Origin of the sequence: Chroococcidiopsis sp. CCNUC1, assembly GCF_023546805.1 — a bacterium.
In the GTDB taxonomy this organism is placed as follows: domain Bacteria; phylum Cyanobacteriota; class Cyanobacteriia; order Cyanobacteriales; family Chroococcidiopsidaceae; genus Chroococcidiopsis; species Chroococcidiopsis thermalis.
In genome coordinates, this window is the sequence record NZ_CP097480.1 from 6,073,505 (window position 1) to 6,087,839 (window position 14,335).

Annotated in this window: 12 protein-coding genes; 4 read left to right on the forward strand and 8 right to left on the reverse strand. The window is 45.2% G+C overall.

Annotation, left to right across the window (positions count from 1 at the left end):
- Nucleotides 1-187: 187 nt before the first annotated feature.
- From M5J74_RS28135 to M5J74_RS28145, 3 genes are all read right to left on the reverse strand, one after another.
- Nucleotides 188-1,048: an alpha/beta hydrolase gene (locus tag M5J74_RS28135; protein WP_250014542.1), complete on the reverse strand. Its 861-nt coding sequence runs from the start codon at nucleotides 1,046-1,048 to the stop codon at nucleotides 188-190.
- Between the two features lie 12 nt (nucleotides 1,049-1,060).
- Nucleotides 1,061-3,118 carry a serine/threonine-protein kinase gene (locus M5J74_RS28140; RefSeq protein WP_250014544.1) on the reverse strand — a complete coding sequence of 686 codons (2,058 nt, stop codon included), beginning with the start codon at nucleotides 3,116-3,118 and terminating at the stop codon, nucleotides 1,061-1,063.
- A 422-nt stretch (nucleotides 3,119-3,540) separates the two neighbouring features.
- Complete coding sequence (locus M5J74_RS28145; RefSeq protein ID WP_250014546.1) at nucleotides 3,541-3,885, reverse strand: hypothetical protein; 345 nt, start codon at nucleotides 3,883-3,885, stop codon at nucleotides 3,541-3,543.
- Between M5J74_RS28145 and M5J74_RS28150 the strand changes: the two genes are divergently transcribed.
- Nucleotides 3,861-4,070, forward strand: a complete 210-nt coding sequence (locus tag M5J74_RS28150) for a hypothetical protein (protein WP_106545418.1) — start codon at nucleotides 3,861-3,863, stop codon at nucleotides 4,068-4,070. The two genes, M5J74_RS28145 and M5J74_RS28150, sit on opposite strands and share 25 nt — an antisense overlap.
- A gap of 93 nt (nucleotides 4,071-4,163) precedes the next feature.
- Here M5J74_RS28150 and M5J74_RS28155 read toward each other — a convergent pair whose 3' ends face one another.
- The 3 genes from M5J74_RS28155 to M5J74_RS28165 all read right to left on the reverse strand — a co-directional run bounded on the left by M5J74_RS28155 (nucleotide 4,164) and on the right by M5J74_RS28165 (nucleotide 6,318).
- On the reverse strand, nucleotides 4,164-4,346 hold the full coding sequence (locus tag M5J74_RS28155) for a hypothetical protein (RefSeq protein WP_041462642.1): 183 nt from the start codon (nucleotides 4,344-4,346) through the stop codon (nucleotides 4,164-4,166).
- A 146-nt stretch (nucleotides 4,347-4,492) separates the two neighbouring features.
- A complete protein-coding gene (locus M5J74_RS28160; protein ID WP_250017181.1) occupies nucleotides 4,493-5,659 on the reverse strand; it encodes a hypothetical protein in 1,167 nt (388 codons plus the stop codon).
- Entirely contained in the window at nucleotides 5,542-6,318 is a 777-nt protein-coding gene (locus tag M5J74_RS28165; protein WP_250014548.1) for an alpha/beta hydrolase, read from the reverse strand. Before M5J74_RS28165 ends, M5J74_RS28160 begins: the two co-directional genes overlap by 118 nt.
- A 370-nt stretch (nucleotides 6,319-6,688) precedes the next feature.
- Between M5J74_RS28165 and M5J74_RS28170 the strand changes: the two genes are divergently transcribed.
- On the forward strand, nucleotides 6,689-8,020 hold the full coding sequence (locus tag M5J74_RS28170) for a hypothetical protein (RefSeq protein WP_015157182.1): 1,332 nt from the start codon (nucleotides 6,689-6,691) through the stop codon (nucleotides 8,018-8,020).
- A 111-nt stretch (nucleotides 8,021-8,131) separates the two neighbouring features.
- On the opposite strand, the gene M5J74_RS28175 is transcribed toward M5J74_RS28170, so the two are convergent.
- Nucleotides 8,132-10,267: an NAD(P)/FAD-dependent oxidoreductase gene (locus tag M5J74_RS28175; protein ID WP_250014549.1), complete on the reverse strand. Its 2,136-nt coding sequence runs from the start codon at nucleotides 10,265-10,267 to the stop codon at nucleotides 8,132-8,134.
- Nucleotides 10,268-10,431: 164 nt separating this feature from the next.
- Between M5J74_RS28175 and M5J74_RS28180 the strand changes: the two genes are divergently transcribed.
- Nucleotides 10,432-10,665, forward strand: a complete 234-nt coding sequence (locus tag M5J74_RS28180) for a hypothetical protein (protein ID WP_015157184.1) — start codon at nucleotides 10,432-10,434, stop codon at nucleotides 10,663-10,665.
- A gap of 11 nt (nucleotides 10,666-10,676) precedes the next feature.
- Here M5J74_RS28180 and M5J74_RS28185 read toward each other — a convergent pair whose 3' ends face one another.
- Nucleotides 10,677-12,410, reverse strand: coding sequence for an iron uptake porin (locus M5J74_RS28185; protein ID WP_250014551.1), 1,734 nt, complete (start codon nucleotides 12,408-12,410; stop codon nucleotides 10,677-10,679).
- A gap of 388 nt (nucleotides 12,411-12,798) precedes the next feature.
- Between M5J74_RS28185 and M5J74_RS28190 the strand changes: the two genes are divergently transcribed.
- Nucleotides 12,799-14,304 (forward strand): SLC13 family permease, encoded by a 1,506-nt coding sequence (locus M5J74_RS28190; protein WP_250014553.1) that lies wholly within the window; start codon nucleotides 12,799-12,801, stop codon nucleotides 14,302-14,304.
- The last annotated feature ends 31 nt before the right edge of the window (nucleotides 14,305-14,335 follow it).

Genomic DNA, 14,335 nt, shown 5'->3' on the forward strand with positions numbered 1-14,335 from the left:
AAAAAGAAACTGCATTTTTAAATTCTCCTTTTAAACATTTTCAATTAACGCAAAATCCCTTAATAACCCTTTGCGTCTTTGCGCCTTTGCGTGACATTAATACATATCCTGTCAGGGCGGGTTTACGTGACGTATTTGTGAGAAACAGAAATTTTTGGTAAAACCCGCCCCTACAGTAACACTTTCTTCAAATGGATTGCTTAACAAACTGCTGCACCACTTGAAAATACTGACTCCCTGCAACCTCAGCAGTATTATTATGCCCCGCCTTCGGAACCAAAAAAATTTGCTTTGGTTGCGGTGCAGCTTCATACAATTGTTGACTCATGCTAGCAGGAACTTGCCAGTCGGCAGTACCATGAATAAATAATACTGGCATAGCTAAAGAACCCACCTTATCAATAGAATCAAACCGCTGATGTAATAGTAGCTTGATTGGAAAAATACGATAAATTTGCTGATGATTTACCATATCCGCCACTGAAGTAAAAGAACTTTCGACGATTAATCCAGCCGCCTTTGGTTGCTTAACCGCCAGATCGATCGCCACTGCACCACCTAAAGAATGTCCGTAAATAAAAATCTGATTGGCTGGAATCTTTTTCTCCTTAACTAAATAATTCCAAGCTACTTGTGCATCTTGATAAACTTGCGATTCAGAAGGGAAATTACCCTGACTCAAACCATAACCGCGGTAATCAGGGAGTAGTACCGAAAAACCCATACGATGAAATCGGCTTGCATGAGCAACATTTGCCCCGATATTAATTCCATTACCGTGCAAATATAGCAATGCTCTGTTACTTGGTGTCGATGCAGGTATCCACCAACTATGTATTTTTTCTACCTTACTAGATGCCGTTTTTACAGGCAACCACACTTCTTGATACTGTAGATTAAAAGCTGCTGGAGTAGTATCAATAGTAGCGCGAGGAAAGAAGATAAATCGCGCTTGTTGAAAGTAGAGAAACAAACAAGCAATGATATACAGACTACCAGCGATCGCAGTTACAGATAATAGCGATCGCCATAGAAATTTTATCGACATGGATGCAGACTGCTATTCGCTAATTATTAGTTTAAGCTGATAATCGCTCTTACCAGACGCAGTAGATACGACAACAAACTCGTAAAAACCGGATTCTGGTAAATCTCCATCCCAAGTACGATTGCGAGAATCTTCCATCAGCTTAATTTTACCTGTAGGAGAATATACGGAAATTAATACTTGCGGATCGGCTTCCAATTCCAGTTGCATCACTTGTTCTTCTGTTAATTCGGCAACAAAAGTTTTGCCTTCGCCAGACTTCAACCTACCACTAACTTGTCTTTCACTCGTTCCAGAATCAAACTCAATTTTCTCATAAGCGTTTCCCTTCAGGATAGCTTGCAACTTCTCCTCAGCGATCGCATACCAAACCTGATTAATTGGTTTGTTCATAAAATTTTGTCCCCGCTGTTGGGGAAACATTTGTAAAAAGGCAGCATCAGCTAAATCGTATAAAACTCTATTACTTAGGTTTAGTTGATACAATTGCTGTTGCCAACGCGATCGATCTTTTTGCGAGTAACTACCCAAACGCTTGCGAGTTTCTAAGGGCAGAAATTGCAACCAATCTAAACAGTCCGCCGCCAAATTATCCCAATCAGCCCTAATTTTTGCATCCTCTGGATTCGCCGTGAGACGACGACCTTTATACTGAGGATATCTTTCCCAAAAAACTTGGTCTACTAAAGCAATATAATATCTGTTATTTATCCCTATTCGCTGGCGGCGATCGCGCAATTGATTTTTCCGACGTTGTTCGGCAGCAGAAAACTGAGGTTTAGCGACTACTTTTGGCGACTGAGGTACTTTCTTGTCAGTTAGATTTGATTGAAATTGCAACCAACCACTCACTGCTAACCAACCCATATATGCAGATATAATTCCTATTGGTAATGCAAACCAAATTTTTTTGGTTTTGAAAAAAGTAACGCTAGGAATTTTAATAACTGGCTTCGGAATGTTAATTGCTGGTTTGGGAAAATTGTTAACCAACTGAGAAAAATTAATAACTGGCTTCGGAATGTTAATAACGGGTTGGGAAATATTAATAACTGGCTTGACAGCAACGGCAACTGGCGACTTATTAACTGCTACTGTCATGGGAGTAGGTAGGGGTGTCGCAGCGGTGCTATGCTGCTGTAAGAGGTGTAAAACGTGTTGTGCAGAATGATAGCGATCGCTAGGGCGAGGAGATAGCATTTTATCTAACATTGTCCCTACCATTGGCGTAAGACTGACTTCTCGCCGCCAGTGCCATGTAAGATGGCGATCGTCGATTAATTCTTGTGGTTCTTTACCTGTAAGTAGAACTAATACCGTAGCAGCCAAGGCATACAAATCGCTGTGAGGATAAACTACCCCCTGCTGCATTTGTTCGGGTGGTGCGTAGCCGACTTTTCCTAGTAGCGTAGCGGTATGCATTCCCCTACCAGACTTAGCTGATGAAACAGTCGCAACAACTTGTTTGACACCACCAAAATCAATTAGCATTGGTAGGCGATCGCTAGCGCGTAAAATTAAATTTTCTGGGGAAATATCCCGATGAATGACTCCTACACTGTGGATGTAATCTAATACAGGAAGAATTTGCTGCAAGAGGTGAACGATCTCTGTCTCGCTAAAAAATTTTCCTTGCTGCATTCTCTCATCTAGCAGGCTACGGTAGGTTTCCCCTTCTACGTAATCTTGAACCAGAAATAAATGTTCTTTACTGTCAATTTTGACGCGAAATAATTCGCGAAAGCGGGGAATTTGCGGATGCTGCAATTTGTAAAGCACTCCCGCTTCCCGTTCAAACAATTCTGCTGCTTTGCGTAAAAGAGTATTACTCTGTGCTTGCGGCGCAAATTCTTTCAAAACGCAGAGTTCGCGAAAGCGGTTAGTATCCTCCGCTAGATAGGTGCGCCCAAAACCACCTTGTGCTAGCAAACGTACGATCGAGTAGCGATCGCCTAACATCTGTCCTGAATACAAGCCATTTCCCGACGCTAGAGACAGCTTCTCGCCGCAATGCATACAAAAACGACTTTCAGGCAAGTTTTCGTGACCTTGAGTGCAGTATACGGACATATGACAGCGAAGGAGTTATGAGAAGCGAGGAAATTCGGAATTCGGAATTCGGAATTCGGAATTACGCACCATCCCAGCTTTTACAGGGCATTATGAGTATATCTACAAATTTAAATAACTCACGCTCTTTCTCTTTAACTCATCTCCAGTGACACTTTTTTCAGTTATCAGTAGACCTCCTGCGTGAATACTTGAATTGTCATCCACACGCGAAGCGAAACATCTGGGAGACTCTTCACTACACTGCGTTGCGTACCCTTCGGGAAGGCTTCGCCAACAGAATGACATCCATGATTTTTTGACAGGAGTTACGCAGTCGATCCCCAACCCCTTAAAAAGGGGGCTTTATTCCTCCCTTTTTAAGGGAGGAACTAGGAGGGATCGTCGAGGACTGAAACTCAAGTGCGTAACTCCTGTTTGATTCATGCAGGAGGTCTAGTAAACAGTGGTACGTGATGAGTGGTGCGTGATGCGTGAAGAAAGGGTGTAGGGTGTAGGGAATTAGTAGTTGCTCCCTTGTCTCCCCCCTCTCCCTTGTCTCCCCCTCTCCCTTGTCTCCCTTGTCTCCCTTGTCTCCCTTGTCTCCCTTGTCCCCTTGTCTCCCTTGTCTCCCTTGTCTCCCTTGTCTCCCTTGTCTCCCTTGTCTCCTCTTTATCAAGAATTCTTAAGCTGACGAACGTGGGTGCAGTTATAGCCTGAGAATATTGAGAAATAAATCTTGGTGCAAGAGGGATAAGCCATAATGTCGATCGCTCGAACTTCCACATCTACACCAAAAGTAAGAGATACTAAGCTGAAAGAGCAGGAACTCATTCAGCAGATTCGGGCAGAATTAGTATCTACGATTAGAATTACGCCAGATGAAGCATTGGCAGACTGGCAGAGAACCTCTATTGGACAGGGGTATTTTAGCGGTACGTTAGAAAGCGAAATCTATCGTTCTTTTTTGTAACTACCTGTTTTGCAACTACGATGGTTTAGTGGCGATCGCAACTCACATATGACCGCATCGATTGGTGAACCTACCGAACCGTAGATCGCTGAACTACGAATTACTGTCGCTTGTCTTACCACGGATTAAAATACTCACAAGCGTCCAGCCTGTCCACAAAACAGCTGAGACTAGCAGGAAAATCATCAGTAAGGCTAAGCCAGAAAACGGCGCTACGATGAAGCTGAGTAGCAAACCCAACAGTAAAATCATCAATAAAGTCTTGTCCATTACCATTTAACTCCTCGTCTCGATCTCATTCACCAAGTTAGCAAGCGCGATCGCAAATTGACCTCTAACTAGAGTTATTTGTCATTGGTCATTGGTCATTGGTTATTATTCTCTCCTCAGTTCCCTCAGCTTCCTCAGCTCCCTCAGCTCCCTCAGCTCTCTTTTCTCCCCCGCCTGTAAGCTTGAGGACAAAAATTCTGTTGGGCTGTGACCACCGTACAGATAGAATTAGCTAGCTGGGTTAGTGGTAAGGATGAAACGAGACTCACATCTAGCGGTGCTTGGCTGACGGTTTGAATATAGGAGGAGCTGAGATAAGGACGATACTGGGGGTTTCGATCGAGATAAGTTTCCATGAATGCCACGCTCAAAATGCTAACGTAGCGACGTGCGATCGCCGGATTGGGACCGATAACTTGTGCGGGTAGGGGAATCGGATCGGCATCTTCCGCTGCTGATTCGCCAATCGTAGAAAAATGGCTGGCGCGATCGATGGAGAGCAAGTATTTTCGCTCTGCTGTTAACCAAGCAAAAGGAATAATCTGTTCTGGTAAGGCAGGAGCAATTGTATCTGCACTGCTGCTGACGATCGCTATGGGAATTTGAATCTTCCTCAACCCTAATTCCCCAAAAATACTACTAGTAAATGGGTTAATGGCGATCGCGGCTTTAATTCTCCAGTCTTTCAAATTATCTTGAGTCAATGGTAAAGCCAAAGCACGACACTGAAGCAGTAGCGATAGATTCCAGATATCTTTAGGGTTGTTACAATCTTGACGCAATTGACTAAAATTCAAGCTTGCGCCTGCTAAAGCTAAGGCAGTATAACCGCCAAAAGATTGACCAATAATCGCTGCTCGTTGTACATTCAACTGCCAACTGGGATTAACTGCATTCAGTCGCTCTAATTCATCCAATAAGTATTTCACGTCTAAAGGACGGTTGACAAATTCGCTTGGCTCTGCTACTTCGGCTGCTTGACCGGAAAACAGCGATCGCAATTGTTCTGCATTGCTACCAGGATGTTCGGGAACTGCAACAGCAAAACCATAACTTGCCAGTTGCTCGGCTAGATAAATAAAACTCGTGCGATCGCTCCCTAAACCGTGGGATATGACTATGACTGGGAAATTTTGGTAGTTGGTAATTGGTAATTGGTAATTGGTAATTGCTTCCTTGTCTCCCTGTCCCCCTTCGCCCCCTAATCCCCACTCCCTTCGGTCGTGGGGTCCCGAGTTCCCCCTTGTCCCCCTTGTCCCTGCTCCCTGGGTAAATAAAGATCGGCAACAAAAGCCCGATCGCGGCGGCGATCGCTTAATTTTAAGGTTTGCTTGCTCCAACTAAAACGTCCGGGCGATCGCAAATCTGGTAACTGAGAAAAATTTATTCCTTGGACTTGAGCAGCTGCGACTGTCGAATTTTCGGAAATTAAGGCGATCGCTCTGCGTGATTGGCTAATCAAGGTTTCTAGGGCTTCAGCCATCTGAAGCATCCGCCCCATATTAACTCGTACGTTAGTTGGAAATTTGTGTAGTATGTTCAGGAGTGTTAAGCCTTTTGGATCTGCTGCTGCTAAAATGAGTGCCGAGCGCAGGGCATAAAATCCCGATTGCCGAGATTCAGTTTGGACAACCTCGCCTAGTCTTTTTAACAGGGTTGTTCCAGTTGGCGTATAAAGAAACTGGGATACTGCAACCGGACTTAGATCGATCCGTTTGAGTAAAACTCGTTGTAATTGTAACAATCGTTGGGGACTGACATATGCTGCATAGGTAGCTAACTCGTCGTCAACTATGCCTTTTTTAGCGTAGCTTTCCAAGGAGTTCACAGAAATAGACCGTTCGATCGCTCCATAGGAAATATAAATTTTTTTTGCCGCGATCGCGGAGTTGGCGATTCCAGGTATGGGTAAAAACCACAGTCCTAAACTACTTACCACAACTCCTAACCAAGTCCGAGCCGGAAAATTAAATGACATAGAGCAAATAATTAATTAGTGATGCACGTTCGCGCATTCGCAAGTCAGAAGCATCTAGCCACCAGCCACCAGCCACTAGCAACTCACTACTCACTTTCCACTGACAACTGACTTTCTTCAATTGAGGTGGTGGAGGTAAGATAGCTACAGGATAGAAACGAGAGTAACAACTCGCGCCTAATTATTTTATATTTCTGCATACAGAATTTGGGAAAAGTTACCAGTATAAATACTGAAAAATTCATTTATGGTAGAAGATCTATTTTTTTTAAGAAAGTCTGAATCTTTAAAAAAATCTTTTAAAAGTGGATGAATAATAGAAAGTCTGATATCGGGGCAGCTAAGAATTTTTACAGCGGGGTACAAGACCATGAGTGAAGCAGAAAAAGTCAATAGTGCGCCATTTGCTGAGTGGTTTAATTTTGCTAATAGTGGGCTTGCCGATGGTGAGGCATCCCCAGCAAACCAAGACGAAACCAATTTATCTGAGTCAGCGGACGATGCTGCTGTTGCCCGCGATGTTTCTGTGGAACCAGAACCCGCAGTAGGTTCTTGGTCGTCCGTTGCTCGCTGGATGGACTCGGCAGAGAATGGTGGAGCATCCTTAACTCCTGAAGAAGTCGCGACATTATTGAGTTTCATCCAAGAGATGCGCGGCTCCAACACCAAACTAGTAGAACGGGTAATTCAGTTAGAGAGAGCGCTAGAAAACAGCCAAAATGAATTGCATTACATCAGAGGGCGATCGCGCGAGGCAGATTTGAAGCTTGCCCAAAAAATTCAAGCTCAGGAGCAAGCGCGATCGCAAGTAGAATCTTTATCTGCCAAGCTAGAGACGGCAGAACAAGCCATCCAGCAGCAGAAAATTGTGGTTGAGACCCTTACCGATGACTTAAACGCCAGCCAAGAACGGATCGCTCAAATGGAAAGAGAATGCTCTCTCGTGCAGTCTAGATATAATGAGCAATCCTATCAGCTCATGCAAGTCGAGACATCCTGCCGCGATCTCCGCTCTCGCTTACTGCGCCAGCAACGCTACACCATGCAGTTAAAAGTAGCGCTAGAAAAGTGCGCGGAATCACCCGCTGCCACAACCGATCGACCCCCAGAAAATCATGCTAGTAGTTTGAGAACGCAATCGTTATTCCCCAACCCGCAACCGATTACTCCGTGGTCGATTCAAACCCCGAATTTTATCGATCGCGACCGACAAGAATCCTCAGATTCACCATTGAATGAGTGGACGGCGGAAAACTTTTTGAGCGATCGCCAAGCGCCTTACAGTTTCAATTCCACCCCCAGTACTGGATCTTTCGATTTGCAAAGTGGGAATAGCTCCGCAGAGCAAAGTTTTTTCTTTTCAGAAACTAACCAAGAAGTAGACCTAGACGATTTCTTGAGTTTGTTACAAGAAGAAGCTTCAGCAGAGGCGATCGAGACTGACGATACAACGTCGCTCGACCTCGATCGGCTCGCGCCCCAACCACAGATATCAGAATCGCACCCAACCAATGAATCGCAGACGGAGGAACCAGCAGGCGAAGCAGAAGCTTCCCCTGCCGATGCTTCCCCATCCAGCCAGAATCAGGTTAACCTCAACTGGCCCTCACCAGTTGTTTATCCCTGGCATCCACCCAAAGGTAGAAAATCACTAGCATCAATTGAATTACCAAAATTTCCACGCAGAAACCAGAATCAGTGAGCGGTTGTCAGTTGTCAGTTATCAGTTGTCAGTGACTAGTGGAACCGGTGACAAGAATTGAATCTGGTTCCACTAGTCACTAGCCACAAGCCACTCACCCACAACCAACAACTAACTACTAACCACATCTTGAGAACCAATTGCAGGCGTGCGGGGATGAGGGGCGATCGCCAGTTGGGGTCTTCCCATACCAGTTGTTAGGGCGTAGCTTTGTGTCAGCAGCCTCAACCACAATCTGGGATAGCGGCGTTCTAACCACGGCTGGATCTGGCGCAAGAAACTCGGCAACCAGCCGCTAAAACAAAGACTCAACAAGGAATTCCAGCTAAAGTTGAAGTAACTCAGCAGCCATCGCAGCAAATCTTTGGCTCCGGCTAATTCCCAAATCCAGAGCAGCAAGACGGGATTTTTTCTGGCAGCTTTCAGCGCCAAACGATTAAAAGTAAACCAATCAAAGCGGTCTTTGATAAAGCGATCGGCAACTTCTAAAGGTTCGTCAGTCAACAGTCCGAAGAAATTATTCAGCATCGAGTTGACCCGTTCTGGTGGTAAAAATTTACCCGTGGGAACCATCATGCCTTTAGAAAACATCCAAGTCACGGCAACATTGCTTTGATAGGCGCGAATTTGATTCAAATCGCTAGCACTGAGCAAATCGTGCTTTAATGCCGTATCTAATAAGGCTGTAAGACGGCTGAGATTGCGAACGAGGGAGCCAAAACCAGTAAAGACGAGGGGAGATTGCAGCGAAGCTGCATCGCCGATCGCGACTAAGCGATCGAAAGCAACCGTGCGATCGCGACTCCCAACGCTAAAATGTCCCGGAATATAACCAAACGTAGGTTTTTTCCATACGAGTTTATCTAGGTCGCAACGGCGATACTCTGGCAAAATCGTGAAAAAGTCCTCGTACATCTCCAGCAACGAACCGGGATTTTCTGGATTGACTTGATGGTAGTGAAACAAATAAACTGTGATTTCTTCGCCCGCACCAGGAAATAATTCCCAAATTAACTGTCTTCCCCGCGAAATGTCGCCGTGGCTATTGAGTACATCGCCATATTGAGCATCCCATACCCCAGGCTCAAAGCCGCCATTAATTACCGCTCCTACCGTCGGACAGACGCTATCAAAAGCACGACCGCCATTGAGTTGCCAAGCAATCGGAGAAGCTGTCCCCATTGCATCTACCAAAACTCGTCCGCTGGCTTGTTTTTGAGTTTGGCTGGGTAAATGCCGAGCTTGTAACGTAACTTGCGATCGCTCGATATCAGCACGGAGAAACTCGGTTTCGTCCCAAATTTCACCCCCCGCAGCTTTTAACTTTTCTCCACACAGCCGCAGTAACCTTTCTGCATCTAAGGCTATATTCAGCACCGTTGGAGTATGGAGGATCGGTGCTTTTAAGTGGGGTGGATTGTTCCCATCGAAAAACTTATTAAATCCGTCTTTATATTCTCGTGCGATCGCACTTTCGCATTCTGCAGGAGTTAGCAAACCCAGATCGATTAAACTTTGTAATTCCGTGCGAGAAATATTCCACTCCCGATTCATCCGTCCAAATGGCAAACGCTCCAACAACAACACGCGATAACCCAGTTGCGCCATCACTGCTGCATGAATTACGCCTAATGCGCCACCGATGTAAATGAGATCGTAGGATGGCTGTAGAGACGTTACATGTAACGTCTCTACATTGTTTACATGTAACGTCTCTACATTTTCCCTAGAAAACACAACTTGACGCGGCTGCTGCGGATTCTGCACTCCTTCGCGCCACCTTTGCTCCCACCAGTAAACTCGCTTGAGATCGTATTCGCCATTAGGCATTTGCTGAAAATACTTGACGGTGAGGGGGTAGTGGGGAGCAAGCGCCTCAAAAATAGATTGTTGGGATAAATCTATTGCTGGTGGTGCGGGATAGTTATGAGGAAACTTAATTCTAATCTGCTTTACAAGACTTTGCAGAATTTGCCGTTCTCCTGGTAGGGGAGAATCTGCCCAACGGAAGACCTTGAGATATGTAGTACGCTGTACAGACCAAACAAAAGCGGAGATCTCCCCTAGCTTTTTTGCCGTTGGATCTGAAATATTTGTCTTTATCGCTGTATCTATAGGTATTTGCAAGCGAAAACCTTCAGGCGCGATCGCTTTTTGCCCGATTCCTGGTTCAAATTCCGCTTGCAACCAGTGCCGAACGACAGATGTGTCTGGTGTGGGGATTTCAATGTACAAGAGTTCTTTCATCTTGGCGCTTTTGTCTATGGGTAAACTACCAATTTGGACAGAGGTGACAAGGGTTTAGACTAGGCTAAGCTTGCCAAAAATAAGCTTGCTTAGAACAAGTTTAAGAAAATTTACAATTGTGTTTGGATTTATTAAAACAGTTTTTTATCTTGTAAACTCCCGCCATGCATTATCCCATCCCAACCAGCCCCGAAGAAATTATTAATCTCAGACAAAAACCAATTAGCGATGAATTGGTAGCCACTGCGATCGCGGGCGTGATTCAGTTCGTCCGTTCTCAAGGACAATCTTTAGAACAGCTAACTGCCCAACTGCTTGCAGATGATAGCTTATTAGACGATCGCCAGCGCCGCAGGCTGAGCGAGATTGTCACCCAGGCGTGGGAAAAATTTGCCTAATTGTGTAGCACTCAAAACTCAAAAGCAGTGCGAATTGTTCCAATCACGATGTCTTCGTTCTCAGTATTATGATTTGGAGCTGTCAGCCAAATCAAACCAGGGGTGATAGAGATATTATCTGTAGCTTGGTATCTGTAGAAGCCTTCAACGTGAATTGAAGTATTGGGGTCGCTCGATTGCCCTATCGCTCTTAAACCGCTACTCGTACCAGTTAATTTCGGTTGCATCCCGATTATAATTCCGCCGAGATTGCCTTCTTTGCCCAGATCGGGAAATCCGAGGGTGATGGCGTAATTCCAAATCGATCCATCTCCCAAACCGATCGCGCGAGCAGCAGTATAGCCCACCCAGCCACCGATCGCAAAATCCTCGCTAATTCTGTAACTGGCTTCAATGCCATAGGAGTTACCGACTACAGGCAGTTCGAGATCTGGCGTGCCGATTTGAGTTAAATTAGCGGCTGTACTACCCGTACCTGTATCTAAACCTTGACCGGCAGCTCCATAAGAATGAATATAAGTTAAGCCTACAGCAAGGCGATCGCTGGGCGTTAATGTTAACTGAGCGATCGCGCCGTAATCGCCGTTAAATAGTCCCGCACCAGCTGCCGGATCGTTAGCATCTCCAGCCAGATAAGCGAAATCAAAACTCATTGCCTCAGATAACTGTAACCTCGCTCCAATTCCCGTGTTGCTATTGGGGACGCGATAAATAGGATTGCGTCGTCCAAAGCGAGAAATTGCCCCCGTATCGCTATCTTCAAACAAAGGGTTGATTACATCCGTAAAATCATCGCTGTCTGAATCGTTGAATTGGAACAACAGCGTTATTTTTTCACCCACTGGTAGTTCATATTCTAGGTTCCCCAGTTCCACGCTTCCTTCGGTGTTCGAGTCAAAACCTAAACGCCCTTCATCTGTTGGCAAGTCAAATTGCTCGAAGTTGCCAAAATCAAGCCTGGTGGTCAGTAAGTCCTTTCCAGTAAAACTGGTTTCAAAAGCAAGTCTGCTTCGACTTTGCAGCACTGTATTGTTGTCGTCGCCCGCTCCGCCAAAAGCATCGCTGAGGGCAAAAATCACCGTTCCTTCTAGTTTGGTGGTGGTAGAGAATTGATTAGATTCTAACTGAGCTGTCTGTACCTCTAAGCGATCGACTCGCCCGCGTAGAGTCACCAGTTCGGTAGCAAAATCAGTTTGCAGTTTTTGTAGGGTGGCTAAGTCTGTTTGAGTTATAGGATTGCCAGTTGCGATCTGTTCGTTGATTCTTTCTAATGCTGCATTCAACCCTGCCGCAAATTCATACCGCGTCATTGCCCGATCGCCTCTAAACGTGCTGTCTGGATAGCCAGCAATGACTCCGTAGCGCTCCACTAAAGATTGCAAGGCTTGAAAAGCCCAATCGCTAGGCTGGACATCAGATAACTGCGAAACAGACGTGACTTGGCTCATCTGAAGATCCCCCCAACCCGCCCGATCGAGGGGGGCGAAGGGGGGATCTTTACGATCGCGACGCTCGGCGATCGAAAACCGTTTTTCATCTTGGTTAATGTTATCTATGATACTAGTAGTTTGAGGTATGTCCTTTGATAGTTGAAAGTTGTTTTTTATACTTTGGCGCTCGTTGCTGTTCGGGTCAATATGTGTATGTTGCAGAATTTGTTCTGCTATGACTGTAGGAGAAAGCAATAATTCGATCGCTAGAGGAGCGACGATCGAAATTAACTTTTTCATTAAAGTTTGGTTCATGCTTACTATTTTTATTTATTTTTTGAAATTAAAGCAACTATATTTGAAATTTCATAAAGTTGAGTTTTCAAAGGATTTCTGAAGCATGTTTGGATAATTTTGCTCGAATAACCTCTCTTTTAATTTTCACAAGTGCAAAAATACGAAATTTCAAAAAGTGCAAAATTACGTTTGCAGAAATACTAGAAATCGATCTATGAAAAAAGCTAAATTGAGGTAAAAACTTCTGCCTTCCATCCCAGGGTAGATACTTAGACAAGAAATTAAATTTACTTTAAGAAGATGTTAGTCTCTGATTAAGCACGGGCGATCGCTTGTGTCAATCGAGTGAAACAATCACTCAGTACAGGTCGTCATACCGCACGTTAGTTGGTGACTAGGAGGAAAGATGAATAAAGCTGCTGCCACTCAAAAGGCAGGTAGCAAGGAGCGACTAGGCACGACTAGCATTTGGTCGCGCATTGAGAGCAAGCGCCCTCTACCTAAAACTCACCCACGTCAGCGACGGTTTCGTTGGGTGGTTGATGCCGTGCTACCTTTGGCGCTGACTCTCATAGCAGGAATCGCCATTCTTCTACCAAGTTCGCTGCCAACAGAGGCGCGATTATCTCTGTTTGCCTTTGCCTTAGCGGTAATCTTGTGGTCAACCACAACCCTGAATGCAGCATACGTTGCTCTGGCAACGGTGGTGTTGCTTATATTATCTGGTGGTAGCGAACAAGAAGCGTTATTTGAGGCACTGGAATCAGATGTAATTTGGCTGATGATCGGTGCTTTCATTTTGGGTGGAGCCGTACAGCAAACGGGCTTAGCGGCAAGATTAACGCAGTTGGTCGTCAGTCGCGCCCGGAATGTCAGCAGTGTATTTTGGCTGTTGACAACTATATTAATTCCCTTGTCTTTCGTTATTCCTTCCACTTCTGGCAGGGCAGCTGTAGTCATTCCTGTATTTCGCAGCATTGCCAACGCCGCAGGCGATCGCCGCATCACCCGTGCAATGGCGCTACTGATGCCGACAATTATTTTAGTTGCCACGATTTCTACTCTCATCGGTGCTGGTTCCCATCTGATCGCGATCGACTTGTTAGACGAAATTGCTGATGTCAAGCTCTCTTACGCACAGTGGGCGCTTTATGGCGTGCCGTTTGGAGTTGTCGCTAGTTATATTTCTTGCTGGGTAATTTTGCGCTTATTTTTAGACAAAAATCGCCGCCAGCGCCAACTTCAGATTCCTTATCAGCAAAAAAAACCCTTTTCTACAGCAGAACGAACAACACTGCTTGTCGTTTTGGTCATGGTAGGGCTGTGGTTGACGGAAAGTTGGCATGGGTTGGAAATCGCCACCGTTACGGTGATTGGGGCTTTAGTACTAACTGCACCTAGTATTGGAGTCATTAGCTGGAAAGATGGGTTGAAAGCAGTTTCTTGGAACTTAATTGTATTTGTGGGTGCAGCTTTGGTTTTAGGCGAGGCGTTGATTGAATCTGATGCAGCCGAATGGATTATCAACCAGCTATTTGCCGCAAGTGGCATTGCTGGCACAGAATCGCGCCTCTTGATCTTGCTCGTATTATCTCTAATTGCCCTGACTTCCCACATTTACATGACTTCGCATACAGCCAGAGCTGTAGCTCTAGTCCCAGCGCTGTTATATCTAGGCAACAGCTTGCAACTCAATCCCGTAGCGGTTTTATTCCTCAGCAACGTCGGCATGGACTATTGTTTGACTTTTCCCGTCAGTTCCAAAGCGCTGTTGATGTTTCAAGAATTAGAAGGCGAAACCTATAAACCAGCAGACTTATTGCGTCTGAGTTCCGTACTCTTGCTAGTTCATTTGGCACTGATCGTGGTGTTCTATTACGGTTACTGGCAATGGATCGGCTTAAGGCTATGACGGTTATCAGTGACCAGTGACTCCTGACCAG